General features: G+C 70.1%; 22 protein-coding genes and 1 pseudogene. 8 read left to right on the forward strand and 15 right to left on the reverse strand.

What is annotated here, in order from left to right:
* Positions 1-233 precede the first annotated feature (233 nt).
* Both ETP66_RS02110 and ETP66_RS02115 read left to right on the forward strand, forming a co-directional pair.
* A complete protein-coding gene (locus ETP66_RS02110) occupies positions 234-467 on the forward strand; it encodes a hypothetical protein (RefSeq protein ID WP_236630071.1) in 234 nt (77 codons plus the stop codon).
* A gap of 25 nt (positions 468-492) precedes the next feature.
* Positions 493-993 (forward strand): 2'-5' RNA ligase family protein, encoded by a 501-nt coding sequence (locus tag ETP66_RS02115; RefSeq protein WP_130840169.1) that lies wholly within the window; start codon positions 493-495, stop codon positions 991-993.
* Between the two features lie 43 nt (positions 994-1,036).
* Here the strand turns inward: ETP66_RS02115 and rpoD are convergent, their stop codons facing one another.
* Positions 1,037-2,383: an RNA polymerase sigma factor RpoD gene (rpoD, locus tag ETP66_RS02120; RefSeq protein WP_236630072.1), complete on the reverse strand. Its 1,347-nt coding sequence runs from the start codon at positions 2,381-2,383 to the stop codon at positions 1,037-1,039.
* A gap of 11 nt (positions 2,384-2,394) precedes the next feature.
* Positions 2,395-3,531, reverse strand: coding sequence for a class I SAM-dependent methyltransferase (locus ETP66_RS02125; protein WP_130840171.1), 1,137 nt, complete (start codon positions 3,529-3,531; stop codon positions 2,395-2,397).
* A gap of 88 nt (positions 3,532-3,619) precedes the next feature.
* Between ETP66_RS02125 and ETP66_RS02130 the strand changes: the two genes are divergently transcribed.
* The gene (locus tag ETP66_RS02130) at positions 3,620-4,837 is read left to right on the forward strand and encodes an aspartate kinase (protein ID WP_130840172.1); all 1,218 of its coding nucleotides are present in this window, start codon (positions 3,620-3,622) and stop codon (positions 4,835-4,837) included.
* A gap of 115 nt (positions 4,838-4,952) precedes the next feature.
* Here the strand turns inward: ETP66_RS02130 and ETP66_RS02135 are convergent, their stop codons facing one another.
* Genes ETP66_RS02135 through ETP66_RS02160 form a run of 6 tightly spaced genes read right to left on the reverse strand, consistent with a single transcriptional unit; the run spans position 4,953 to position 13,566 of the window.
* Entirely contained in the window at positions 4,953-5,936 is a 984-nt protein-coding gene (locus ETP66_RS02135) for a malate dehydrogenase (protein ID WP_130840174.1), read from the reverse strand.
* Between the two features lie 42 nt (positions 5,937-5,978).
* Positions 5,979-7,709, reverse strand: a complete 1,731-nt coding sequence (dnaG, locus tag ETP66_RS02140) for a DNA primase (RefSeq protein ID WP_130840176.1) — start codon at positions 7,707-7,709, stop codon at positions 5,979-5,981.
* Entirely contained in the window at positions 7,688-10,300 is a 2,613-nt protein-coding gene (locus ETP66_RS02145) for an AAA family ATPase (RefSeq protein ID WP_130840178.1), read from the reverse strand. The genes dnaG and ETP66_RS02145 overlap by 22 nt, the downstream gene beginning before the upstream one ends.
* A gap of 1 nt (position 10,301) precedes the next feature.
* Positions 10,302-10,712, reverse strand: a complete 411-nt coding sequence (locus ETP66_RS02150) for a hypothetical protein (RefSeq protein ID WP_130840180.1) — start codon at positions 10,710-10,712, stop codon at positions 10,302-10,304.
* A gap of 9 nt (positions 10,713-10,721) precedes the next feature.
* On the reverse strand, positions 10,722-12,923 hold the full coding sequence (locus ETP66_RS02155) for a DEAD/DEAH box helicase (RefSeq protein ID WP_130840182.1): 2,202 nt from the start codon (positions 12,921-12,923) through the stop codon (positions 10,722-10,724).
* A gap of 19 nt (positions 12,924-12,942) precedes the next feature.
* The gene (locus ETP66_RS02160; RefSeq protein WP_130840184.1) at positions 12,943-13,566 is read right to left on the reverse strand and encodes a GNAT family N-acetyltransferase; all 624 of its coding nucleotides are present in this window, start codon (positions 13,564-13,566) and stop codon (positions 12,943-12,945) included.
* A gap of 101 nt (positions 13,567-13,667) precedes the next feature.
* Between ETP66_RS02160 and ETP66_RS02165 the strand changes: the two genes are divergently transcribed.
* Positions 13,668-14,747 (forward strand): PIG-L deacetylase family protein, encoded by a 1,080-nt coding sequence (locus ETP66_RS02165; RefSeq protein WP_130840186.1) that lies wholly within the window; start codon positions 13,668-13,670, stop codon positions 14,745-14,747.
* Here ETP66_RS02165 and scpB read toward each other — a convergent pair.
* A complete protein-coding gene (gene scpB / locus ETP66_RS02170; protein ID WP_130840187.1) occupies positions 14,694-15,215 on the reverse strand; it encodes an SMC-Scp complex subunit ScpB in 522 nt (173 codons plus the stop codon). The genes ETP66_RS02165 and scpB overlap by 54 nt on opposite strands.
* Positions 15,208-15,801 (reverse strand): L-threonylcarbamoyladenylate synthase, encoded by a 594-nt coding sequence (locus ETP66_RS02175; RefSeq protein ID WP_130840189.1) that lies wholly within the window; start codon positions 15,799-15,801, stop codon positions 15,208-15,210. The genes scpB and ETP66_RS02175 overlap by 8 nt, the downstream gene beginning before the upstream one ends.
* On the opposite strand from ETP66_RS02175, the gene pilC reads away from it, so the two are divergent.
* Positions 15,800-17,020: a type IV pilus assembly protein PilC gene (pilC, locus tag ETP66_RS02180; RefSeq protein ID WP_130840191.1), complete on the forward strand. Its 1,221-nt coding sequence runs from the start codon at positions 15,800-15,802 to the stop codon at positions 17,018-17,020. The two genes, ETP66_RS02175 and pilC, sit on opposite strands and share 2 nt — an antisense overlap.
* On the opposite strand, the gene ETP66_RS02185 is transcribed toward pilC, so the two are convergent.
* Entirely contained in the window at positions 16,995-17,447 is a 453-nt protein-coding gene (locus ETP66_RS02185) for an EVE domain-containing protein (protein ID WP_130840193.1), read from the reverse strand. The two genes, pilC and ETP66_RS02185, sit on opposite strands and share 26 nt — an antisense overlap.
* Before the next feature lie 71 nt (positions 17,448-17,518).
* On the opposite strand from ETP66_RS02185, the gene ETP66_RS02190 reads away from it, so the two are divergent.
* The 3 genes from ETP66_RS02190 (at position 17,519) to ETP66_RS02200 (ending at position 20,410) form a co-directional block, all read left to right on the forward strand.
* A complete protein-coding gene (locus tag ETP66_RS02190; protein ID WP_130840195.1) occupies positions 17,519-18,010 on the forward strand; it encodes a hypothetical protein in 492 nt (163 codons plus the stop codon).
* A 9-nt stretch (positions 18,011-18,019) separates the two neighbouring features.
* Positions 18,020-19,372 carry an FAD-binding oxidoreductase gene (locus ETP66_RS02195; RefSeq protein WP_130840197.1) on the forward strand — a complete coding sequence of 451 codons (1,353 nt, stop codon included), beginning with the start codon at positions 18,020-18,022 and terminating at the stop codon, positions 19,370-19,372.
* A gap of 72 nt (positions 19,373-19,444) precedes the next feature.
* Positions 19,445-20,410, forward strand: a complete 966-nt coding sequence (locus tag ETP66_RS02200; protein WP_236630073.1) for a GGDEF domain-containing protein — start codon at positions 19,445-19,447, stop codon at positions 20,408-20,410.
* Here ETP66_RS02200 and ETP66_RS02205 read toward each other — a convergent pair.
* The 4 genes and pseudogenes from ETP66_RS02205 to ETP66_RS02220 form a co-directional block, all read right to left on the reverse strand.
* Entirely contained in the window at positions 20,395-21,474 is a 1,080-nt protein-coding gene (locus ETP66_RS02205) for a prephenate dehydrogenase/arogenate dehydrogenase family protein (RefSeq protein WP_130840199.1), read from the reverse strand. The genes ETP66_RS02200 and ETP66_RS02205 overlap by 16 nt on opposite strands.
* Positions 21,471-22,505, reverse strand: coding sequence for a 3-deoxy-7-phosphoheptulonate synthase (gene aroF / locus ETP66_RS02210; RefSeq protein WP_130840200.1), 1,035 nt, complete (start codon positions 22,503-22,505; stop codon positions 21,471-21,473). The genes ETP66_RS02205 and aroF overlap by 4 nt, the downstream gene beginning before the upstream one ends.
* A gap of 181 nt (positions 22,506-22,686) precedes the next feature.
* A pseudogene (locus ETP66_RS02215) lies at positions 22,687-23,447 on the reverse strand (VOC family protein).
* The gene (locus ETP66_RS02220; protein ID WP_130840202.1) at positions 23,447-23,983 is read right to left on the reverse strand and encodes a YceI family protein; all 537 of its coding nucleotides are present in this window, start codon (positions 23,981-23,983) and stop codon (positions 23,447-23,449) included. Before ETP66_RS02220 ends, ETP66_RS02215 begins: the two are co-directional and overlap by 1 nt.
* Between the last annotated feature and the right edge of the window lie 24 nt (positions 23,984-24,007).

Here is a 24,007-nt window from a genome sequence, read left to right on the forward strand (position 1 = left end):
AATGAAAGTCAAGGGTAATCAGTCCCTTACTAAGGTAGAAGTTTTGCGTCTTTTTAATGATATTTACCTAATAGAAAATCGCTTAATCAAGTAGACCCTTGCCGGGAGGGGAATGGCTACCTTGAGGGCCCGGCAAGCTGGGTGCTGAGATTAAGGCTCGGTTCCCTCTTTGGGACATCAGGGCGAAGGTTGCTCCGGAGGGCGGAACCCTGGCCTTCGGCTCCGACGCCCCGGTGGCCCCGCTGGGGTACGGGCGAAACTTCCTCGCCGCCACCTCCCACCCCCTGGTTCCCGAGGAGAGCCTTTCCCCGGAAAAGGTCCTTTGGGCGCCCGCGGAAGGGGCTTCCCTGGCGGCGGGCTGGCGGGACTACGGCCGCCTGGAGCCAAGGATGCGGGCCGACCTTACCCTCTGGGAGGGGAGGAGGTCCATGGGCCGGGTTTACCGGGGTAAACTAGATTTAATTTAATAAACCGGGGGTGTATACTGGCGGCGTGTACGGGGTTCTGGTTTGGCCGCCCGCCGACCTTATGGCCTTTATGGAGGAACTTCAGGCGGCCCATGGGGTGAAGGGCTTCGGCCCGCCCCACCTGAACCTCCGCCAGCCCTTTGACTGGCCCTATGAAGAGGAGGCCCTGAAGATCGCCCTTGCGGGTATCCTGCGTGGGCACGCTCCCTTTCGCCTGCGCCTTGGGGGATGGGCGTATTTTCCCCAAGGGGTCGTCTACCTCAGGGCCTACGGGGGGACCCCCTTCAGGCGGCTTTACCACGCCCTGGAACCCCTGGCCCCACCCCTTAAGGAGATCGAGGGGCCAAGCTATGTGCCCCATCTGACCCTAGCCCTGGAGCTTCCCGAGGAGGAAGCGCAACGCCTGCTTCGAAGCCTGCCTCCGCCTCCCCGCGGTTCCTTCCTGGTCCGGGAGGTGGCCTTGGTGAAGGACCAGGAGGGAGACGACCTGGTGGAGATCGCCCGCTTCCCCCTGGGTCCTGGGTGAGGCTGTCCCGTTCCCTGGCCCAGCGGAAACCGGACAAAAGCCTTTAGTCTAGGAAGTCCCGCAGCTTGCGGGTGCGGGACTCGTGGTACTTGAGCTTCCTCAGGGCCTTGTTTTCGATCTGGCGGATGCGCTCCCGGGTAACCCCGAAGTAGGCCCCCACCTCTTCCAGGGTGTGCTCCCGGCCATCGATGAGCCCCTTGCGGAGCTTGAGCACCATGGCCTCGCGCTCGGAAAGCTTGGAGAGGGCCTTCTCTAGCTCCTCGGAGAGGAGGCTCTGGGCGGCGGCCTCCACGGGGGAGGGCAGGTGCTCGTCGGGGATGAAGTCCCCGTAGAAGCTGTCCTTCTCGTCCCCGATGGGGGTCTCCAGGGAGACGGGCTCTTGGGCGATCTTGAGGGTCTCCTCCACCCGTTTGGCGTCCCAGCCCGGGCCCATGGCCTCGGCGATCTCCTCGTAGGTGGGCTCGCGGCCCAGCTCCTGCTGGAGTTGGCGAGCGGTGCGGGAGAGCTTGTTGATGGTCTCCACCATGTGCACCGGGATGCGGATGGTGCGCGCCTGGTCGGCGATGGCCCGGTTGATGGCCTGGCGGATCCACCAGGTGGCGTAGGTGGAGAACTTGAAGCGGCGCTTGTACTCGAACTTCTCCACCGCCCGGATCAGGCCCTGGTTGCCCTCCTGGATGAGGTCCAGGAAGGACAGGCCCCGGCCCGTGTACTTCTTGGCGATGGACACCACCAGGCGTAGGTTGGCCTCGATGAGGTGTTGCCTTGCGGCCTCCCCCTCCCGGGCGAGGTGCAGGTAGCGTTTGAGCTCCTTGGGGAGGCCCTTGAGCCCGGCGTCTACCTCTTCCACCACCTTGGGGTCCAGCTTCTCCTTGAGCCCGGGGATCTCGGCGATGCGGGCCGCCCCCAGGATCTTGGCCCGCACCACCTCGCGGATGAGGTCCCCGTCCAGCCCCGTGGCCTCGGAGAGCCTCTTGATGGCCTCCATCCCCTCCTCCACCTTCCTGGCCAGCTCGATCTCCTCCTCCAGGGTGAGGAGGGGGACCTGGCCGATCTCGTGCAGGTACTGGCGCACAGGGTCGGAGGTGGAGACCTTGGGGAGGGCGAGCTCCTCCTCCTCGAAGAGCTCCTCGCCTTCGCCCTCGGGCAGAAGGAGGTCGTCGGCCTCGAGGTCCAAGGGCTCGTCCAAGGCGCCTAGGTCCGGGTCGGCCTCCAGGAGCTCGGGGTCGGGCTCGGGGAGGTCCGGAGGCTCCTCCGGGAGGGCTTCCACCTCCAGTACCTGGGTCCTGGAGGGGGCCTCCACCTCCTCCTGCCCCTCGCCCCGGGGGTTCGGGTGCTCGCCTGTTTCTCTCGCCATGGTCTTGGTCTTCTTGCTCTTGGCCTTCTTCAACGCCGACCTCCCTAAGGCTGGCTTGGCCTCGACTTTTCAGCGAAGAGCACCTTGTACTCCCGTACCAAAAGGGTCCTAAAAGCGCCGAAACGCTCCTCCAGCAGGGGTTCGTACTTGAGGAAGGGATTGGCCACCAGAAAAAACCCACCGCCCGGCTTCAGCCGGGCCGCCGCCGCTTCCACGAAGGCCTGGGCCACATCCAGGATGACCGCACCCCCCACGTGAAAGGGGGGGTTCGTCACTATGATGTCAAACCGCTCCCTTTCCGTCAAGGCCTCGTCCACGTCGGAGTGCAGGACCCGGGCCGTGAGGCCGTTTCCCCCCAGGCTCCTTTGGAGGGAGAGGACGGAGACCAGGTCGTCCTCCACCGCGGTGACCTCGGCCCCCATCCGGGCCAAGGGCAGGGTGAGGGCCCCGTAGCCTGCCCCCAGGTCCAGGACCCTTTGGCCCCGCACCCCTTCCCGGCCCACCTCCCCCAGGAGGGCCTCCAGGAGCAGGAGGGAGGCCCGGTCCACCTTGCCCGCGGAGAAGACCCCGGGGAGGTGGAAGAAGGCGTACTCCTCCCCCAGGAGGCAGGCGCGAAAGCTCCGCCAGAGGGGGGCAAAGGGCGGGGCCTCCTTCTCCTTCTCCAACAGGGCCACCCGCACCGACCCTTCCCGCCGCAGCACCTCCCCGTAGCCCAAGAGGCCCTTGGCCTCCCTGAGGTAGCGTTCGAAGCCCTTGTTCTTGTCCCCCGCCAAGTACACCCGCCCCCCCATCTTCAGGGCGCGCGCAGCGGCCACCAAACTCGCTTGCACGTAGGCTGTTCCCCGGCCCGCGGGCAGGGCCAAGACCACCAGGTGGTAGGCCTCTTCTTCCGCCTCCCAAGGGGGGGCGAGGCGGGCAGAGAGGCCGCTTGCCCGGAGGCAGCGGAAGGCGGCCCTCGAGGTCTCCAGCCGCTCCACGGCCATCCGCCCCTCCAGGGGGAGGCTGCCCCAGCCCACCCCGGGGTTGAGGTCCAAAGCCCGCTCCCCGAAGGGGGCCACGGTCTGCTGCAGCAGGCCGTAGACGGGGTCCCGGTAGCCCCGGGCCCCCGGCTTCACGTAAAGCACCCCCCCGGACCGGGGCAGGGGGGTTAGGCGGTGGTATTCCGCTAGGGTCAGGGCCACGACGCTCCAGGATACGGGTCTTGGGGCGGGAGGGCAAATGTGATAGTATTCCTCTTCAAGCCGCCCCCTGGGCGGGAAGGAGGCGCGCGTGGCCCTGGTGGTACAGAAGTACGGCGGCACCTCGGTGGGCGACCTGGAGCGCATCCACAAGGTGGCCCAGCGCATCGCCCACTACCGGGAGAAGGGGCATAAACTTGCGGTGGTGGTGTCGGCCATGGGCCACACCACCGACGAGCTCATCGCCCTGGCCAAAAGGGTGAACCCGAGACCCCCTTTCCGGGAGCTGGACCTCCTCACCACCACGGGAGAGCAGGTCTCGGTGGCTCTCCTTGCCATGCAGCTTTGGGCCATGGGTATCCCCGCCAGGGGCTTTGTGCAGCACCAGATTGGCATCCGGACCGACGGGCGCTACGGGGACGCCCGCATCCTGGAGGTGGACCCCAGCCGCATCCAAGAGGCTCTGGACCAGGGTTATGTGGCGGTGATCGCCGGCTTCATGGGTACCACGGCGGAGGGGGAGATCGCCACCCTGGGCCGGGGGGGGTCGGACACCACCGCCGTGGCCATCGCCGCCGCCCTGGGGGCCAAGGAGTGCGAGATCTACACCGACACCGAAGGGGTCTACACCACCGACCCCCACCTGATCCCCGAGGCCAGGAAGCTGGAAACCATCGGCTACGACCAGATGCTGGAGATGGCCGCCCTGGGGGCCAGGGTCCTCCACCCCCGGGCGGTCTACTACGCCAAGCGCTACGGGGTGGTGCTCCACGTGCGCTCTAGCTTCTCCTACAACCCCGGTACCCTGGTGAAGGAGGTCAGCATGGAAATGGGCAAGGCGGTGACGGGGGTGGCCCTGGACCTGGACCACGCCCAGATCGGGCTCATCGGCATCCCCGACCAGCCGGGGATCGCGGCTAAGGTCTTCCAGGCCCTGGCCGAAAGGGGCATCGCCGTGGACATGATCATCCAGGGGGTGCCCGGCCACGACCCCTCCCGGCAGCAGATGGCCTTCACGGTGAAAAGGGACTTCGCCCAGGAGGCCTTGGAGGCCCTCGAGCCCGTACTCGCCGAGATCGGCGGCGAGGCCATCCTCCGCCCGGAGATCGCCAAGGTGTCCATCGTGGGGGTGGGGCTGGCCTCGGCCCCGGAGATCCCCGCCAAGATGTTCCGGGCGGTGGCCTCCACCGGGGCCAACATCGAGATGATCGCCACCAGCGAGGTGCGCATCTCCGTCATCATCCCCGCCCAGTACGCGGAGGCAGCCTTGAGGGCGGTACACCAGGCCTTTGAGCTGGACAAAACCTGATGCCCTTTCCCGCCAAACCCTTCCCACCCCTCCCCTAGGCGCGGGGGAAGGCCCGCGGCAGCCCCACGCCGGAGCCCCCACCCCTCAGGCCCCAGGGGCTGAGGGCGGGGTGTCCTCAGATGAGCCCTAGGGCCTTGACCTGCTCCATCTCGTCCAGAAGCTCCTTTGCGGTGATCTCCATCCGCTTCCGGGCGAACTCGCCAATCTCCAGGCCTTCCACGATCCGGTACTCCCCGCCCTTGGCGGTCACGGGGAAGGAGTAGACGATGCCCTCGGGGGTGCCGTAGGCGCCGTCCGAGGGGACGGCCATGGAGACCCAGTCCCCCTCCGGGGTGCCCAGGACCCAGTCGCGGAGGTGCTCGATGGCGGCGTTGGCGGCGCTGGCGGCGCTAGAAGCCCCCCGGGCCTGGATGACGGCCGCGCCCCTTTGGGCCACGGTGGGGATGAACTCCTTCTCGTACCAGCCCATGTCCACCCGCTCCAGGGCGGGTTTGCCGTCCACCTCCGCGTGGAAGAGGTCGGGGAACATGGTGGAGGAGTGGTTGCCCCAAACCGCCACCCGGCGGATCCGGTCCACGCCCACCCCGGTCTTCTTGGCCAGCTGAGCCTTGGCCCGGTTGTGGTCCAGGCGGGTCATGGCGGTGAAGTTTCTGGGATCGAGCCCGGGGGCGTTTTTGTAGGCGATGAGGGCGTTGGTGTTGGCAGGGTTGCCCACCACCAGGACCTTCACGTCCCGCTTGGCCACCTCCGCCAGGGCCCGGCCCTGCTCGGTGAAGATCTTGCCGTTCATCTCCAGGAGGTCCCGGCGCTCCATGCCCGCCTTCCGGGGGGCGGCCCCCACCAGGAGGGCGTAGTCCACGTCCTGGAAGGCTACCCTAGGGTTGTCGGTGGCCTCCACCCCTGCCAGGAGAGGGAAAGCGCAGTCCTCTAGCTCCATCACCACCCCCTCCAGGGCTCGGAGGGCCTGAGGGATCTCCAGGAGCTTCAGGATCACGGGCTGGTCCTTGCCCAGCATCTCCCCCGCGGCGATGCGGAAGAGGAGGCTGTAGCCGATCTGGCCTGCGGCGCCGGTTACCGCCACCCGAACGGGGCTTTTCATGGTTTGACCTCCCACGGGCTTCCGCCCAGGGGCATTCTACCCCTAGAGCCTGCGGTAGATGCGCCTTTCCGCCTCGATGGCCTGATCCAGCTCCTGGATTTCCCGCAGGATGTCCAGGCTGGGGTTTTGCTGCAGAGCCTCCTTGAGCTTGGACCGCCGCTCCAGGTAGTAGGCCTCCCGCAGGCGGGCCAGGGTCTTCTCTAGGACCTCCTGAAGCCGGGGCTCTTCCACGCTGGGGGCCATCATCAGCCGCTCAAAGAGGATACCCCCCGCCTTCTTGCGGCTCAGGACTTGGCGCAGGTGGTCCCGCCGGGGTTCCTTGCGGGCCAGGTCCAGGAACTCCGCAAGGAGGGAGCCCTCTGGGGGCCAGACGTGGTCGGCCACGTAGGCTATCCAAGGGACGAAGCGGGCCTCGTCCAGGGTGAGGAGGAGGGCGATCACGTCCAGCTCCAGAAGGAGGGTCCGGTTTTTGGGCTCGGCCCTGGGTGGGGGAGGAGGGGGGACCTTGCCCCGCCTACGGCTCAGGAGGTACTCCTCCAGCTGGCGTGGGGGGAGGCCCAGGCGTTCCACCACCAGGGCCTTGAGCCGCTCGGCCACGGGGTCGAAGGGCTCGGAGGAGAGCATCCTGGGGGTGAGGGCCTCCAGCACCTTGCGCTTGTGCTCCGGGCGGGAGAGGTCCAGGCCCCGGGCGGCCTCCTGGAAGCGGAAGGCCACCTCGGGGAGGGCCTCCTCCAGGGCCTTTTGGAAGAGGGCGGGGCCTTCCGGGTGGAGGAGGAGCTCGCCTGGGTCCTTGGCGGGAAGCCGCACCGCGTAAAAGAGAAACTGCCGGGCCAGGGCCAGGTCCAGGCTCTGGAGGGCGGCTTTCTGCCCGGCCTCGTCCGCGTCAAAGGCCAGGTACACCTCCCGCACCTCCTGGCCCTTGAGGAGGCGGGCCTGCTCCTCGGAAAGCCCCGAGCCCAGGACGGCCACCGCCTCGGCAAAGCCCATCTGGTGCAGGGCGATAGCGTCAAAAAGCCCCTCCACCACGATGGCCCGCCCTTCCCGGAGCCTGGGCTTGGCCTCGGGGTAGGCGAAGAGCACCTCCCGCTTGCGGAAGAGGGGGGTTTCCGGGGAGTTCAGGTACTTGGGGGCCTCGTCCCCCAGGGCCCTGCCCGTGAAGGCCACGATCCGCCCCAGGGGGTCCTTGATGGGGAAGGTGATGCGCTGGCGGAAGCGGTCGTAGAAGCGCCCGTCTTTCTCCGCCAGCACTCCGGCCTTCAGCCCTTCTTCCGGGCTCACCCCGTGGCGGCTCAGGTAGAGGAGGAGGCCCTCCGCCTTGGGGGGGGCGTAGCCCAGGCCGAAGCGGGCCAGGCTCTCCTCCGAAAGGCCCCGTCCCCTCAGGTAGGCCTGGGCCTCCGGGGAGGCCTTAAGCCCCTCCAGGAAGTAAGCCTGGGCGAGCCTCAGGACCTCCAAAAGCTCCCGGCGGTTTTGCGGGGCGCCCCTTTGGGGGATCTCCACCCCGGCCTCCTCTGCCAGGCGCTCCAGCGCCCCCAGGAAGTCCAGGCCCTCTATTTTCTCCACGAAGGCGAAGAGGTCGCCCCCTGCCTTGCAGCCGAAGCAGTGGAAAAGACCCTTCTCCTCGTCCACGTAGAAGGAGGGGGTCTTCTCCTGGTGGAAGGGGCAGAGGCCCCTAAAGCGGCCCCGGCCTGCGGGCTTCAAGGCCACGTAACGGGAAACCACCTCCCTCAAGGAGAGGCGGCGCTTGATGGCCTCTACCGCCTGAGCCGTGTCCATCCTGCCCCCCGCTTACGCCAAAGCTCCCGTACCCACCTTCCCAGGATACCGTACCCGCGGAGGTCCTCTTGGGGTTGTTCCCCGGCCAAGACCGCCTGCCAGGCCCGGGTCAGGGGCACGGAGGGGGTGAAACCCAGGAGGTGCTCCACCCTTTCCCCCTCCTCCAGGAGGAGCTGGGCCCTTAGAAGCCTCGCCACCTCCTGGTGCACGGCGAAGCCCGTGCGGTGGGTCTGGTAGAGGAGGTGCTGGGAGAGGGTCTGGGCCTTCCTGGGGGAGCGGGGCCAGAGGTGGAGGGCCAGGGAGGTGAGGGCCAGGTGGTAGACGTAGGGGTTGGCCAGGCGCCGCCCCTCCTTGAGGGCCTCCTTGAGGAGGGGGGTGGGGTCTTGGCCCCTCCGCCAGCGGTGGTGGGCCAGGGCCAAGACCGCCAGGCCCTTGCCGTCGGGGTGTTGCAGGGCTTCCAAGAAGAGGTCCTCGCGGAAGCGTCCTTTGAGGATCCAGGTGCTGAGGAGGGCGGCGGCCAGCCAGGGGTGGGGCACCTCGCGGTGGATGGCCTCCCCTTCCGCCACCGCCCGCTCCAGGCGCCCTACCTCCAGGAGGAACCGGAGGCGGGTGGCGTGGAAGCGCACGCGGGCCTCGAGGTCCACCCCTTCCAGCCCCAGACTTCCTCCCTCCGGGGGGCCGAGAAGGGCCTTCGCTTCCCCATACCGCCCCAGGTCCATGAGGAGGCCCGCCCTCAGGCTGCGGTGGTGGAGCTGGAGGGCGGGGGGCACCAGGGGGTGGGGTGGGGTGAGGACCTCCAGGGCCAGCCGGGGCTGGAAGGTCCGCCACAGGGCCCCGGCCGCCAGCAAGCGGGCCTGGGCCTCCTCCAGGGGGTAGGGCTTGAGCCCGGACAGGAGGGGGAGGAGGGCCAGGGGGTCTTGGATCTGCTTCAGGGCCTGGAGCACGGGGTCCTGGGCTCGAGGGCCCTCCCGGGCCTCCTCCGCCTGGCCCAGGGAGGCCTTGGCGTCCTGGAGCTCCAGGGAAAGGGCCTGGCGCCAGCCCGCGGGAGCGGCCTCCAGGGCTTCCCCGTACAGGGGGATGGCCTCCTCGGGCCGCCCCTCCCGCCAGGCCCGCTGCGCCAGGATGCGCAGGGCCTGGGCGGCTTCCCGGCCCAGCCCTCCCTGCCGCAGGTGCCGGGCCATGGCCAGGGGGCGCTGGGCCTCCCGGTAAAAGCGGGCCGCCTCGCGGTGCCAGGCTTGGGCCTGGGCCTCGGGGACCATGGCCTGCGCCGCCAGCGCCACCTCGGGCACGGGCCTTCCCCCCTCCACCAGCCCCTCCCGCTCCAGGCGTTCCAGGGAGAAGGGGCCCACCAGCTGGCGGAGGAGTTCCGCCGGGGCCTCCTCCAGGAGGCCCAGGGCCAGGAGGGCTTGGCGCTCGGCCAGGGGCAGGGCGTCCAGGGCGGGCTGCAGGGAGGGCAGGGGAGGAGCCTTCAGGCCCCGCACTTCCAGGGTGGGCGCGAAGAGGGGCTTGCGGCTTTCCGCCAGGACCAGGAGATGGGGGAAGGGGTGCTGCAGGAGCCGGGCCAGGGTGGGGTCGGGGGCATGGAGGTCTTTGAGCACCAGGAGAAGGGGCTCGGGCAGGGCCAGCAGCACCTGGCGCCAGGCCTCGAGGATGGCCTCCGCCAAAGCCTCCCGGTCCCAAGGGGGCCGGGGGGTCAGGCCCAGGCTGTAGCGCCAGGCCAGGGCGAGCTCCTGGGGAAGCTGGGCCTGCGCCAGCAAAGCCTCCGCCTGACCGAAGGTCCGTTCCACCGCCTGGCGGAGGGTGGAGCGCAGGGGGGTTTCCGGGCCCATGCGTTCCAGGACCACCGCGGGGTGCGGGTACGAGGCCAGAAACTGCTCCAGGAGAAGGCTCTTCCCGCTTCCCGGGGGGCCCACCAGGTTCAGCCGGGCGGGGGCGCGGAGGAAGGTGCGCTGGAGGAGGCGCAAAAGCCGCTCTCCTTCCGGACCCAGGTCCACGGCCACGGCCTCCACCTGGAAGGCTTCCACCTCCCCCAGACCCTTGGCCTCCCTGGCGCCCAAGCCCCGCGCCCGCACCCCGGGGGCCAGGGCCAGGGTCGCGGGCTCGGTGAGCACCTGGCCGCCTTCCGCCTGCTTGGAAAGCCGCTCGGCCAGGATCACCGGCGGTCCCACGGCGGTGGGTTCCCCCGCCTGGCCATCCCCCAGAGGGGCCCAGAGCACCTCCCCGCTGGCCACCCCGGCCCGGGCGGGGAGGGGGGAGGTCCCTACCATCGCCAGGGCCGCCTCGAGGGCCCGCCAGGGCTCCTTGCCCCGGGCCCGGGGAGCGCCAAAAAGCACCAGGATCCCGTCCCCCAGGAAGCGGTGGACGAACCCTCCCCGGGCCCGGGCCGCCCGGGCCGCTCCCTCCAGGGTCTCCTGCAGGCGGTGGTAGGCGGTGTGGAGGTCCTGGGCGAAGCCCTGGGTGGAATTCACCAGGTCGAAGAAGACCACGCTGACGAAGCGCCGCTCTTCGGACAAAAGCGCCCCCAGGGCCCGGCCGCAGGCCATGCAGAAGCGGGCCTCCGGGGGGTTCTTCTCTCCGCACTCGCAGCGCATCTCACTCCCGGAAGAGCATGAGGGGAGGCCAGAGGAGGACCTCGGCGCTTTCCGGCAGGGGCACCTCGGCGTGAAGCACCACCCGCAAGGGGCCTTGGAGCAGGTAAAACCCTTCCCCCAGGAAGACGGCCCGCCCCCCCAGGCGGTAGGCGGCACCCTCCCGCTCCAGGAAAGGCTCCCGCTCCAGGGGCCGGGCCTCCCGCACCACCCCGTGGAGGAGGACCGGCTGCTTCCCCGTAGGGGCCGGGGGGGCTCCCCGGTCAAAGGCGTAGACCAGGTGCCCCTCGGCCAGCACCTCCAGGAGGGGGCTCCCCCAGGGTTCCGGGAAGAGGTGGGCCACGAGGGCGTGCTCCTGAAAGCGGGCAAAGAAGCTCTCCGGACTTTCCTCGATGGCGGGGCCCCTAGGGCTCATGAGGGGAGTCTAATGCACCGTCCGCCGGGGGAGGGAGAAGGCCAGGCCCGCGGCCAGCATAAGGGCCGCCTTCTTGTCCAGGTACTGATTGCCGTTGCCGCACTTGGGGGAGAGGACGCAGCGGGGGCAACCCTCCCCGCAGGGGCAGCGCTTCAGGAGCTCCAGGGCCGCCCGCACCCACTCGGGGAAGCGCCGGGCGGCGGTCCGGGCGTAGCCTACCCCCCCGGGGTAGCCGTCGTAGATGAAGACCGTGGGGCCCCCTCCCGAGGGCAGGGGCCGGGGGTAAAAGGGGTAGGAGAGCCCGCCGATGTCCTGCCGCTCCGCCAGGACGAAGAGGGGCAGGAGCCCGATCAGGGTGTGTTCCAGGGCGTGGATGCCCCCGGGGATCTGGTGGGGGGGCACTGCCTCGGGGGGGTGGAACCAGAGGGCCTCGGTGGGGAAGCTGATCTCGGGGAGGGAAAGGGGCACTTCCTCCAGGACGCTTCCCGTGAAGAAGCGCTTCTTCACGTAGGCCACCACCCGCTCCCGCAGCACCACCTTGCCCACCCAAACCCCATGGCCCAGGGGTTCCCCCTCCGACACCTCCAGGTCCGTTTCCGCCCGAGGCTCGGTGTAGTAGTCCTCCAAGGCGGGGAGGAGCCACACCTCCCGCCTCTCCCGGTCGATGTTCCGCACCAGGTAGCCCTCCCCCCCGTGGAGGTAGACCGCCCCCGGGTGCGCCTCCCAGTAGGCCTGGCGCTCGTCCAGGTGGCCCAGAACCTCCCCTTCGGGGCCCCGCAGGGTGAAGGTGGACCCCAAGCCCCTTAGGGAAAGGTCCCGGTGGGGGTGGCGCCTGGGGGTATGGTAGAGCCCGTTCCGCTCCCGGAGTTCCCCCAAAGCCTCGAGGCAGAGCACCTCCTCCTTGGTCAGGGGCTTCTCCCAGGCGGCGGCGTGCAGGTGCAGGGGGCAGAGGACGGGGTTTTGGGGATCGGCCACCGCGTGCTCCGGGGGGCTTTGCAAGAGGAGTTCGGGGCGCTGGAGAAAGTACTCGTCCAGGGGGTCTTCCCGGGGGATGAAGACCACCAGGGCCCGCCTTTCCCCCCGGCCCGCCCTTCCCGCCCGCTGCCAAAAGGCGGAGACCGAGCCCGGGTAGCCCACCAGGACCACGGCGTCCAGTTCCCCGATGTCCACCCCCAGCTCCAGGGCGCTGGTGGAGACCAGGACCCGCACCTCCCCCTGCTTCAAGGCCTCCTCCAGGCGGCGCCTTTCCCGGGCGGTGTAGCCCGCCCGGTAGGGGCGCACCACGGGGTGGGCGGCGTAGCGGGCGATGAGCTCGGCGCTCTTCCTGGCACCGGCGAAGACGATGGCCCGGAGGCCCCCTTCCGCCAGGCTCCGGGCCAAGTAGGCGGCTTCCAGAAGAGGGCTCCGGCGCCTTTCCCCCTTGCGGTCCAGCGCCTTGGGGAGAAGGACCAGGAGCTCCCTTTCCGAGCGGGCAACCTCCTCCCTGAGCTCCACGAAGGGGAGGCCGGTGAGGTTCTCCGCGTGCTCCTTGGCGTTTCCTATGGTGGCGCTGGCCGCGATCACCTGGGGGCTGGCCCCGTAGTGCCGGGCCAGCCGCAGGAGGCGGAAGAGGACCAGGGCCACGTGGGTGCCGAAGACCCCCCGGTAGGCGTGGAGTTCGTCCAGGACCAGGTAGCGGAGGCGGGAGAGGAAGGGAGCCCACGGGCCGTGGCGGGGCAGGAGGCCATGGTGGAGCATGTCGGGGTTGGAGAGGAGGACGAGGCCCTCCTCCCGGGCTTTCCGCCTCAGGTGGCCTCCCGTATCCCCGTCGTAGGGGTAGACCCCCCTCAGCCCCAAGGCCTCGGCCATGGCCCTCAGGCGCTTCAGCTGGTCGTGGGCCAGGGCCTTGGTGGGGAAGAGGAGGAGGCTCGTGCCCCCTTCCAGGGCGGCCTTGAGCACCGGGGCTTGGAAGACCAGGCTTTTGCCGGCGGCGGTGGAGTAGGCCATGACCACGTTTTCCCCTTCCTCCACCCGGAGGAGGGCCTCCTTCTGGTGGGCGAAGGGCACAAGGCCCAGGGCCTTCAGCACCCCAGCGAAGGCTCCCCGGTAGGGGGCGCTCCGGGGGGGTTTTGCGGGCAGGATCCGGGCGAAGGCCACCCGGCCCCGGAACTCGGGGTCGGCCTCCAGCCACTCCCGGTAGCTCCCCCATCCCCTCAGGGCCTCGGGCAGCACCCCTCCATTATGGCTCCCCCTAGAGCTCCTTCACCCAGACCTCGTGGATCACAGGATGGCCGTGGTAGGGGGCCCAGAAGGGGCTGGCCCGCTTGGCGTAAAGCCGGAAGCCCAGGGACCGGTAAAGCCTGCGGGCGGCGGCGTTGGCCCGGGTGGTGGAGAGCTGCACCCCCCGCACCCCTTTGTGGCCCAGGCAGTCCAGAAAGGCCCCGAGGAGGGCCTTTCCTACCCCTCGGCCCTGAGCCTCGGGGCTCACCGCGATGTGCAGGTGGGCGGGGTAGCGCCCCTTGGGGGCCTTGGGCCCCGGGTAGAGGAGGAGGCGGAGGAGGTAGCGCAGGTGGGGGAGGGGCGGGCCGTAGCGCCCCAGGAGGAGGCCGAGGAGGAGTAGGGGCAGGCGGGGGACCAGGTAGAGGGCCAGGGCCAGTTCGGAACAGGCCCCCAGGATGTAGCCCAGGATCGCCCCTTCCTCCTCGACCACCAGGTTGCAGCATCCTCGCCGGAGGTAGGGGGCCACGAAGAGCTCTTCCCAGAGCCTCTGGCTGGGGAAGACCCCCTGCCCTTCCCGGCCCAGGAGGAGGCTTCCGTGGGAAAGCCTGCTGATGGCGGGAAGGTCGTCCTCCCGGGCGGGGCGCAGGCAGGCCATGGGACCAGTCTAAGGGCCCTTTCCCGCCCCCTGCCAGGGAAGGTATCCCTCGCCGCGGTAGCGGCCAAGGACCCTCCTCCGGCCGGGGGTAAAATGCCCCCGTGCGCCGCCTGGCCCCGTGGCAGTGGCTGCTCTTGCTCCTCCTCCTCTACGCCTTCTTGGCCGAGGCCCTGAGGCTTTGGCTCGGCCTCCTCTGGGCCGAACGGGTGGCCCTCCTCCTCGCGGCCCTGGCGGTCTGGGCTTTCATCAACGGGCGCTTCGTCTTTGCCTACTACCACGCCCTGGCCACCTCCTTGCGGGTGCGCCGCCTGCCCCCCGCCGAGGAGCCTGCGCCGGGGGAGCACCTTTTGGTTCTGGCCCCCCACCCCGACGACGAGGTGCTGGCGGCCGCGGGCCGCATGCGCCGCACCCTCCTGGCGGGGGGGCGGGTGAGCGTGGTCTACCTCACCTCCGGGGACGCCTTTGACCTGGCAGCAGGAGGTCCCCTTTCCTCCCAAGAAGCCCTGCGCCGCCTGGCCTTGAGGCGCATGGTGGAGGCCTGGCGGGGCCTGGAGGCCCTGGGCCTTTCCCGGGAAAGCGCCCTGTTCCTGGGCTTCCCCGACCAGGGGCTCTTCCAGCTCTTCACCGCCCACTACTACCTCCCCTACGAGAGCCCCCACACGGGCCTGCGGGGGGTGGCCTACCCCGGGTGCTACCGCCCGGGGCTCCCCTACACGGGGAAGGCCCTGGAGACCGCCTTGGTGGAGCTCCTGAGGGACCTCAGGCCCACCCGCATCCTCCTGCCGAGCCCCCTGGACGCCCACCGGGACCACCAGGCCACCGCCTACTTCGGCATGCGGGCGGCGGCGGCCTTGGGGATGGAGCGGCATCTGGAGTACTACCTGGTCCACGGGGGGTACCAGTACCCCCTGCCCAAGGGCCTCCATCCCCGCCTGCCCCTCTACCCGCCCCCTAGGGGCCGGGGCCTCTTCTGGCGCCGCTTTCCCCTCACCGAGGAGGAGGTGCGCTTCAAAGAGAAGGCCATCCGGGCCCACCGCAGCCAGATGCGGCTCCTATCGCGCTTCCTCCTGGCCTTCGTGCGGCAAAACGAGCTCTTTACTCCCCTCCCCATCCCCGCCCACGGGGTCCTAGCCCCGGAGGAGGAGGGGTGGGCCGCCCTCGAGGGGCGGGAGGTCCTTTAGGCTCTCCAGGCCGAAGACCTCCAGGAAGCGCTCGGTGGTGCCGTAGAGCCTGGGCCGTCCCGGGGCCTCCTTCTCCCCCACCACCCGGATGAGGCCTCGTTCCAAAAGGCTTTCCAGGACACCCTCCACGCTCTTCCCCCGCATGGCCTCCAGCTCCCCCCGGGCCACGGGCTGGTGGTAGGCGATGAGGGCCAGAACCTCCAGGGCGGCCTTGGACAGGCGGGGCGGGGAGGGCTTCAGCACCCGTTCCACCGCCGGGAGGGCCTGCTCGTGCACCACGAGCCGCCATCCTCCGGCCACCCGCTCTAGGGCCACCCCCAGGTGCCCCGCCTCGAGGTCCTCGGCCAAGGCGGCGAGGGCCCGCAGCAAGGCCTCCTCCGGGTGGCCCAGGGCCCGCAGCTCCCTCAGGCCCACGGGCCTCCCCGCGGCGAAGAGGACGGCCAGGAGCTCCCCCTTGAGGTCAGGCATCCCGCAGGTAGGGCAGGAGGGCTTCCCGGGGGATAGCCCCTTCCCGGAGCACCTCCCCGGTGCGCAGGTCCACCACGCTGGAGGCGAGGCCTCCTGCCTCTCCGGGGAAGACGTAGTCCACGGCGAAGCCCCGGGCCTCGGCCTCGCTGCGCACCGGGGGCTCGCCGCTCCGGTTGAGGCTCGTGGCCGCCGCGTGCCCCCCCACCCGCCGGAGAAACTCCCGCAGAGCCTCGTGGGCGGGCATCCTGAGGCCCACGGAGCCGTCCGGGCTGATCCAGAGGGGAATCCCCTTTCCCGGCACCACCACGGTGAGCCCCCCGGGCCAGAAGGCCTGGGCCAGGCGCAAAAACCTCTCCTCCAAGGGACCCAGTTCCGCAAGCCTCAAGGCGGCTTCTAGGTCCGCCACCAGCACCTGGAGGGGCTTTTTCTCCTCCCGCCCCTTCAGGGCGTAGATCCGGCGGCAGGCGGCCTCGTCCTCCATACGGGCCAGCACCCCCCAGACGGTGTCCGTGGGGAAGGCCACCAGACCGCCCCTTTGCAGGACCGCCACCGCCTCGGCGAGCTCCTTCTGGTATACTTCGGCCATGCCAGTCTACCAGTATAAGGCCCGGGACCGGCAGGGCCGCCTGGTGGAGGCCACCATCGAGGCCGAGGACCTGCGCACCGCCGCCAGGCTCCTCCGAGACCGCGGGCTTTTTGTGGCCGAGATCAAGGAGCCGGGGAAGGGTCTTCAGGCCGAGGTCCGGATCCCCGCCCTGGAGCGGGGCCCGGGACTCAAGGACCTGGCCATCTTCTCCCGGCAGCTGGCCACCATGCTGGGGGCCGGGCTCACCCTCCTCCAGTCCCTGGCCATCCTGGAGCGGCAGACGGAAAACAGGAAGTTCCGGGAGATCCTCAAGCAGGTGCGTACGGACATCGAGGGGGGGATGGCCTTCTCCGAAGCCCTCGCCAAGCACAAGTTTTTCTCCCGGCTCTACGTGAACCTGGTGCGGGCGGGGGAGACCTCGGGGGGGCTGGACGTGATCCTGGACCGCCTGGCCGCCTTCCTGGAGAAGGAGCTGGAGCTGAGGGGCAAGATCCGCAGCGCCATGACCTATCCCGTGATCGTATTCATCTTCGCCGTGGGCGTGGCCTACTTCCTCCTCACCGGCATCGTGCCCCAGTTCGCCCAGATTCTCACCGACCTGGGCTCGGAGCTTCCCCTCCTCACCCGTTTCCTCATCGCGGTTTCCGACCTCCTGCGGGCCGCCACCCTGCCCCTCCTTCTCCTGCTCGTGGTCCTCGTCTTCGCCTACCGCTGGTACTACGGCACCCCCCAGGGCCGGAAGGCCATCGACCGGATCAAGCTGCGCATCCCCGTCTTCGGCAACCTGAACCGCAAGACCGCCGTGGCCCGCTTCTCCCGCACCCTGGCTCTCCTCCTCCAGAGCGGGGTGAACATCGTGGAGTCCTTGGACATCACCAAGGGCACCGCGGGCAACAGCGTGGTGGAGGAGATCGTGGAGGCGGCCAAGCTGCGGATCCAGCAGGGCGACCCCCTGAACCTCACCCTGGCCCAGCACCCCTTCGTCTTCCCGCCCATGGTGAGCTCCATGGTGGCCATCGGGGAGGAGACGGGGGCTTTGGACACCATGCTCTCCAAGATCGCCGACTTCTACGAGCGGGAGGTGGACGAGGCGGTGGCCAGCCTCACCGCGGCCATCGAGCCCCTCATGATCATCTTCCTGGGGGTGATCGTGGGGATGATCGTGGCGGGGATGTTCCTGCCCCTCTTCCGCATCATCGGCACCCTCTCCGTGCAATGAGCCTCTCCGCTACCTCCGGGGGAACCGGCATCACGGAGAGCCGGTTCCCCCTTTTCACCAGGGGGTGGTCCTGGGGGAAGCAGGCCTTGAGTTCGGCGAGGGGCACCAGGGGCCACGCCTCCAGGTACTCCACCTCCACCGTGTACCAGCGGGGCCTTTCCCGCGTGGCCTTGGGGTCGAAGTAGGGGCTATGGGGGTCAAACTGGGTGGGGTCGGGGAGAAGGGTCCCCTTCACCCGGCAGAGCCCGGCGATCCCCGGAGGGTTGGCGCCCGAGTGGTAGAAGAAGCAGAGGTCCCCTTGTTGCATCTGCATCAGGTAGTTGCGGGCCTGGTAGTTCCGCACCCCGTCCCAGATGGCCCTTCCCTCCCGTTTGAGGTCCAGGATGCTGTACACCTCGGGCTCGGACTTGAGGAGCCAGTAGGCCATGCCCTGGAGTCTAAAGGGGTCTTTAGCCGGGGCCAAGCCCCTTGCGGGGTTCCCGCGAGGAGGATGGGGGCATGGCCCGGCTCCTGCTCTTCCCCCTCCTGGCCCTACTCCCCGCCTGCACCCTGACCCTGGAGCTAGTCTACCCCGGCCACCGCATCTCGGGGCTGGAGACCCAGAGGACCTACTGCACCTACGGGGACACCCGGGTGGACTTCCGCTTCCTCCTGGAAGGGAGCCTGGACCGCTTGGAGCTTTACTGGCTTGCCGAGGGGCAGCGTCCCCAGGACGCCCGGCCCGGAGAGAGGTATGCCCTCTGGGGTCCTATCCGGGGAGGTTCCTTGCGGGGTTGGCTCCAGGTTACCCCCTCCGGGGAGATCCGGGCGGTTTCCCTCACCACCCCCCAGAGCCAGGGGGAAGTCCTGCCCCAGGGGATCGTGGTGGAGCCCCTGCCGGAGCGCAGGCTTTGGCTTAGGGGCTTCACCGGGGGGGTGGCGGGGCCCTTTGTCCCTGCCCGAAATCCCGTCCGCCCTGACGCTTCCTCCGCCTGCGACCCCCTCTGGTAGCCTTAAGGCATGGGGGTCCTCGAGGCGGTGCAAAGGGAGCTCAAGGCCCTCTTCGGTCCCCGGGCCCTCCTGGGGCCGGAAAAGGGGGTCTACCGTTACGACGCCATCCTGGTGGGGTCTGAGCCCCTGGCGGTGGTCCTCCCGGAGAGCCTTGAGGAGGTGCAGGCCCTGGTGCGCCTCGCCCGCCGCTATGGCTTCCCCCTGGTGCCCCGGGGGGCGGGGAGCGGCCTCTCGGGGGGCGCGGTGCCCGAGGAGGGCAGCCTGGTGGTGGCCTTCACCCGCATGCTCCGTCTGGAGGTCTACCCCGAGGCCCAGGCGGCCTTCGCCGAGGCGGGGGTTCCCACGGCCCGCATCTCGGAGGAGGCCAGGCCTTACGGGCTCTTTTACCCTCCGGATCCCGCCTCCTGGCGCACCAGCACCCTGGGGGGGAACCTGGGGGAGAACGCCGGGGGGCCCCTGTGCTTCAAGTACGGGGTCACGGGGGACTACCTCCTGGAGCTGGAGTTCGTGGACGCCTTCGGGGAGGCTCACCGCCTCTCCCGAGAGGCCTACGACCTGCCGGGCCTCCTCGTGGGCTCCGAGGGCACCCTGGCCCTCCTCACCGGGGCCAGGGTGCGGCTGCTCCCCCTCCCCCGGCACCGGGCCACCCTGATGGCCCTCTTCCCCGGGGTGGAGCCTCTGGCCGAGGCGGTGTCCCGGGCCGTGGCCCAGGGGGCGCTCCCCGCCAAGCTGGAGTTTATGGATCCCGTCTGCGTGGGGGCGGTGGAGGACTACCTGGGGATGGGCCTCCCCCGGGGGCGGGCCCTCCTCCTGGCGGAGACGGACGGGGACGACCCCGAGCTGGTGGAGGAGGAGCTCTCCTTGGTGGAGAGGACAGCCCTGGACTTGGGGGCGCAGGTGGAGCGGGCCGCGGGCGGGGAGGAGGCTGAGGCCCTGTGGCGGGCCCGGCGGGCGGTGAGCCCGGCCTTGGGCCGCATCCGGCCCAAGCGGGTGAACGAGGACATCGCCGTCCCCCGCTCCGCCCTGCCCCGGGTGGTGGGGGAGATCGAGGCCCTGGGGCGGGCCTTTGGCCTGGTCGTGGCCCAGTTCGGCCACATCGGGGACGGGAACCTGCACCCCAACATCCTCTTCGACCCCAAGGTGGAGCCTGAGGCGAAGGTTTGGGAGCTGGCCCACGGGATTGCCCGGGTGGCCCTGCGCCACGGGGGGGTGCTTTCCGGGGAGCACGGCATCGGCCTCATGAAGCGTGCCTTCATGGCCGAGGCAGTGGATCCCGAAACCCTGGGGGCCTTTCTCCGGGTGAAGGAAGCCCTGGACCCCCAGGGGCTCTTGAACCCGGGCAAGCTCCTCCCTGACCCCTGAGGGCCCCCGCCTTGGGGGCGGGATGCCTTCCCTTTTCACGGGCTTTTTATGGCAGAGGCCTAGCCTGAAGCCGTGGCAGGCTTGGCGCGGGCACTCTACTGGGCCGCCTGGGTGGGGCTCCTCCTGGGGATGGGTCTGCAGGTCCGCCTTTTCCCTCCCCAGGGCCTTACGGGCCTCCCCTACCTGGCCTTCGCCCTTCTCTTTCTCCTGGCCCTGGTCCGGGGCCCCAGGCGGGCTCCCCGCCTCCTCGTCCCCCTCCTGGGGGCCTACTTCCTCTTCGAACTCCTGCGCTCGGGGGAGGCCTGGGTAGGGGTGGGCTTCTGGGCCCCTGCCTTGTACCTGCTGGCCGCCTTCGCCTACGGGCCGCCCTGGGCCCTTTTCCACGGCCTCCTTTGGGGGGGCCTGCTGGTGCTCCTGCCCCCGGCCCTGGGCCGGGAGACCGGGCCCTTGTGGGCCCACCTGGCCCTGGCCCAGCCCGTCCTCTTGGCCCTCACCGTCCTGCTGGCCCGCTTCCGGGAGCTTTCCGGCCAGGTGCGCTTCTGGCGGGAGCAGGCCCTCACCGACCCCCTTACGGGCCTGCCCAACCGCCGGGCCCTGGAGATGGCCCTGGAGCGGGAGGTAGCCCGGGTGGAGCGGGGGGAGAGGCCTTTCAGCCTGATCCTCCTGGACCTGGACGACTTCAAGCGGGTGAACGACCAGAAGGGCCACCCTGAGGGGGACCGCCTCTTGCGGGAGGTGGCCCGCTACCTGGTCGCCCGGGTGCGCCGGGGGGATCTGGTGGGGCGCTGGGGCGGGGAGGAGTTCGCCCTCCTCCTGCCCGCCACCGACCCGCACCGCGCCGAGGTCCTGGCCCACCGGCTCCGCCAGGGGTTGAAGGCCCTGGGGGTCACCGCCAGCTTCGGGGTGGCGGGCTACGGAGGGAACCTGGCGGCCCTCTTCCGCCAGGCCGACGAGGCCCTCTACCTGGCCAAGCGCCGGGGTAAGGACCGGGTGGAGCGCCACCCGGGCCCCGGGGGGGCCCCTCAGGGGAGCCGGTAGCCCGCCCGGGCCAGGACCCTCCGGGCGGTCTCCCGCTCCTCCCGGGTGGCGAAGGAGAGGCGGAGGGCCCCGGCCTCCTCCCGGATGGTGAGGACCTCGAGGTCCTTGATGTTCACCCCCGCCTCCCCGAGGGCGGTAGCCACGCGGGCGATCTCCCCGGGGCGGTCCGGCACCTGGACCACCAGGTCGTGCATCTCGGGAAGCAGGCTGCGCCGCACGATGGGCAGGGCGTCCCGGGTGCGCTTGGCCTCCTCGGCGGCCTCCAGGAGGGCCTCGGGCTGCTCCAGAAGCTCCTCCAGCTCCAGGAGGAGGCCCCGCAGCTCCTCCACCGCCTCCCTGAGGGCCTCCCGGTTGGTCACCACCATGTCCCGGCTCATCCGGGGGGAGCCCGAGGCCACCCGGGTGAGGTCGCGGAAGCCGCCGGCGGCCAGGAACATCAGGAGGTCCCGCTCCGGGCTTCGCGCCACCATGCGGTTCAGGGCCACGGCCAGGAGGTAGGGGAGGTGGGAGACCCGGGCCACCAGCCGGTCGTGGAGGAGGGGAGGCATCTCCAGGGGGTAGGCCCCCAGGGCCTCCACCAGCTGGCGCACCCTCTCCTTGGCCTCAGGGGCCGTCCTTTCCGTGGGGGTGAGAACCCAGACGGCGTTCTGCAGGAGCCCGGCGTGGGCGTTTTCCACCCCCGCCCGCTCGCTCCCCGCCATGGGGTGCCCCCCCAGGAAGCGGGGGAAGAGGCCCTCCAGGGCGGCCACCACCTCCCCCTTCACGCTCCCCACGTCCGTCCAGAGGCTTTGGGGGTGGGCCAGGGGGGCCAGGGCCCGGCCCAGGCCCGGTAGCGCCCCCACGGGGGCTGCCAGGATGCCGAGTTCCAGCTCCCCCACCCAGGGCCCGAGCCCCGCGTGCACCCGCTCCACCACCCCCAGGAAGAGGGCCTTTTCCAGGGCCAGGGGGTCTTGGTCGTAGGCGTGGACCTCCTGGGCCAGGAAGCGCTCCTTGAGGCCCAGGGCCACGCTTCCCCCCAGGAGGCCCACCCCGAAGATCCCCACCTTGCCAAAAAGGGGCTTCATACCGCCGCCGGCGCGGAAAGCGCCTTGCCCAAAGCCCCCACCAGGGACCGGACCCGGCGCATCAGCTCGGCGAACTCCTCCTCCTGGAGCTGCTGGGCCGCGTCGGAGAGGGCCTTTTCCGGCTCGGGATGGGTCTCCACGATGAGGCCGTCCGCCCCCGCGGCGAGCCCCGCCAGGGCCAGGGGGATGACCCACTCCCGCCGCCCTGCGGGGTGGGAGGGGTCCACCCATACGGGGAGGTGGGTCCAGCTCTTGAGCACGGGCACCGCGGCCACGTCCAGGGTGAAGCGGGTGGCCCGCTCGAAGGTGCGGATCCCCCTTTCCACCAGGATCACCCGCATGTTCCCCCGGGAGAGGATGTACTCCGCGCTCATCAGGAACTCTTCCAGGGTCATGCTCATTCCCCGCTTGAGGAGGACGGGCTTGCCCGCCTCCCCCACCGCCTGGAGGAGGGCGAAGTTCTGGGCGTTCCGGGCCCCGATCTGGAGGGCGTCCGCGTACTCCGCCACCAGCGCCACCTGCTCGGGGGAGAGCACCTCGGTGACCACGGGGAGGCCCGTTTCCCGCCGGGCCTCCGCCAGGATCTTCAGGCCCTCCACCCCCAGGCCCTGGAAGGCGTAGGGGCTCGTCCGGGGCTTGAAGGCCCCGCCCCGGAGCATCCCCGCCCCGTGGGCCTTGGCGTAGCGGGCGGCCTTTAGGGTCTGCTCCCTGGACTCCACCCCGCAGGGGCCCGCCGCCACCAGGACGTGCCCGCCCCCCGTCTTGCCCGTGGGGAACTCCAGGACGGTGGGGAAGGGCTGGACCTCGAGGCTTGCCAGCTTCCAGGGCTTGGAGATGGGGATGACCTCCGCCACCCCCGGCAGGGCCCGGAAGTGCTCCATGAGCTCGGGGGTGGGCCCCCGGCCGATGGCCCCCACCAGGGTGGTCTCCACCCCCCGGGAGAGGTGGGGGCGGTACCCCACCTGCTCGATCTCCCGGATCACCTGGGAAAGCTCCTCCTCCGTATGCCCGTGCCGCATCACGATCAGCATGCTCCCCTCCTAAAAAGCCTGGGGCGCCCCCTTTTGGGGGCGCCCACTTGCGGCCAAAGCCTATGCAGACCGCAAAGCGCCCCCGGCAGGAGGATAAAAGCCGAAGGGGCGCCCGAAGGTCCGCATATTGCCCCTAAGCCTAGGCGAGGCCCCGGGCCTTGTCAAGGGGCGCGGGCCGGGGTTAGGCCACCTTTCGCACCAGGCGGACCTTGGCCCCGCAGGGGTCCAGAAACTCCTCCTCCCGATCCAAGGGGTCCAGGAGGGCATAGCCCAGGAGCCCCGTGGCCCCTTGCGGGGCCGGGCGCTTGCCCGCCCAGGTGTTGGCCCCCACGTGGTGGTGGTAGCCGTCCCAGGCGAAGAAGAGGGCGCCCGGGTAGGTGCGCAGGGTGGTGGCCATGCCCAGAGCCCCGGCGAAGAAGGTCTCGCTTCTTGGAGGCTAGCCACGTGCAGGTGGATGTGGCCGAGGAGCGCCTCCGGGGCGAGGGGGCTCGGCCCAGGGCTTTCCCTGAGGAGCCCCTCCAGGTCCAGGGGGGCGGTGAACATCCGTGTCCCTCCGGGCCACCTCTCCTGCGGCCGGTCCCAGTAGAGCTCGAGGCCGTTCCCCTCCGGGTCGCGGAAGTAAAGGGCCTCGGAGACCCCGTGGTCTGCTGCGCCCTCAAAGGTGGCCCCGCCCTGCAAAAGCCTCCTGGCCACCCCCGCCAGGGCTCGCCGGTCAGGCAGGAGGAGGGCAAAGTGGTAGAGGCCTAACGAGGGGTAGGGCCTCATGGGAGCCTGAGGATCGTGAAGAAGCTCCAGGTAAAAGCCCCGCCCTTCGGGGGCCAGTCGGTAGCGGGACCAACCCTCCTCTAACCCAAGCCCCAGGAGGTCCCGGTAAAAGCCCAAGGCGGCTCCCAGGTCCCGCACCCTGAGGGCCAGGCCTAGGAGCCGCCTAGGGAAGGCCATTACCGCGCCACCGCCTCCTGCGCCTTGACCGCTTCTGTGTCCACGCTGAAGCGCACCTCCTCCCCCACCAGCACCCCGCCCATCTCCAGGGCCACGTTCCAGCTGAGGCCGAAGTCCTTGCGGTTCAGCCTGCCCTGGAAGTGGGCGGCGATGCGCTCGTTGCCCCAGGGATCCTTGGCGGGTCCAAAGGTCTCCACCTCAAAGGCCAGCGGCCGGGTGACGCCGCGGATGGTGACCTCCCCTTCCACCCGGTAACGGCCTTCCCCGAGGGGCGTGATCCGCTCACTTCGGAAGAGGATCTCGGGGTGGTTGGCCGCATCCAGGAAGTCCGCCGAGCGCAGGTGGGCGTCCCGGTCGGCCACCCCCGTGTGGATGCTCTGGGCGTCCAGCCGGGCCTCCACCTTGAGGGGCCTTCCCGCCCCGTCCGTCTCCACGTAGCCCTCCTTGAGGTTCAAGGTACCCCTCACCGTGGCGATCATCATGTGACGCACGGCGAACTCCACGCTGGTGTGGGCGGGGTCTAGGTTCCAACGCATCCTTTCCTCCCTTCGGGCCTGGGG

Origin of the sequence: Thermus thermamylovorans, assembly GCF_004307015.1 — a bacterium.
Taxonomy (GTDB): domain Bacteria; phylum Deinococcota; class Deinococci; order Deinococcales; family Thermaceae; genus Thermus; species Thermus thermamylovorans.

What these genes read in the sequence shown, in the direction of transcription:
- ETP66_RS02135 (WP_130840174.1), bottom strand. Translation starts at nt 5,936, where the DNA reads ATGAAAAGCCCCGTTCGGGTGGCGGTAACCGGCGCCGCAGGCCAGATC.
- dnaG (WP_130840176.1), bottom strand. Translation starts at nt 7,709, where the DNA reads ATGGACACGGCTCAGGCGGTAGAGGCCATCAAGCGCCGCCTCTCCTTG.
- ETP66_RS02145 (WP_130840178.1), bottom strand. Translation starts at nt 10,300, where the DNA reads ATGCGCTGCGAGTGCGGAGAGAAGAACCCCCCGGAGGCCCGCTTCTGC.
- ETP66_RS02150 (WP_130840180.1), bottom strand. Translation starts at nt 10,712, where the DNA reads ATGAGCCCTAGGGGCCCCGCCATCGAGGAAAGTCCGGAGAGCTTCTTT.
- ETP66_RS02160 (WP_130840184.1), bottom strand. Translation starts at nt 13,566, where the DNA reads ATGGCCTGCCTGCGCCCCGCCCGGGAGGACGACCTTCCCGCCATCAGC.
- scpB (WP_130840187.1), bottom strand. Translation starts at nt 15,215, where the DNA reads ATGCCTGACCTCAAGGGGGAGCTCCTGGCCGTCCTCTTCGCCGCGGGG.
- pilC (WP_130840191.1), top strand. Translation starts at nt 15,800, where the DNA reads ATGCCAGTCTACCAGTATAAGGCCCGGGACCGGCAGGGCCGCCTGGTG.
- ETP66_RS02175 (WP_130840189.1), bottom strand. Translation starts at nt 15,801, where the DNA reads ATGGCCGAAGTATACCAGAAGGAGCTCGCCGAGGCGGTGGCGGTCCTG.
- ETP66_RS02185 (WP_130840193.1), bottom strand. Translation starts at nt 17,447, where the DNA reads ATGGCCTACTGGCTCCTCAAGTCCGAGCCCGAGGTGTACAGCATCCTG.
- ETP66_RS02190 (WP_130840195.1), top strand. Translation starts at nt 17,519, where the DNA reads ATGGCCCGGCTCCTGCTCTTCCCCCTCCTGGCCCTACTCCCCGCCTGC.
- ETP66_RS02195 (WP_130840197.1), top strand. Translation starts at nt 18,020, where the DNA reads ATGGGGGTCCTCGAGGCGGTGCAAAGGGAGCTCAAGGCCCTCTTCGGT.
- ETP66_RS02205 (WP_130840199.1), bottom strand. Translation starts at nt 21,474, where the DNA reads ATGAAGCCCCTTTTTGGCAAGGTGGGGATCTTCGGGGTGGGCCTCCTG.
- aroF (WP_130840200.1), bottom strand. Translation starts at nt 22,505, where the DNA reads ATGCTGATCGTGATGCGGCACGGGCATACGGAGGAGGAGCTTTCCCAG.
- ETP66_RS02220 (WP_130840202.1), bottom strand. Translation starts at nt 23,983, where the DNA reads ATGCGTTGGAACCTAGACCCCGCCCACACCAGCGTGGAGTTCGCCGTG.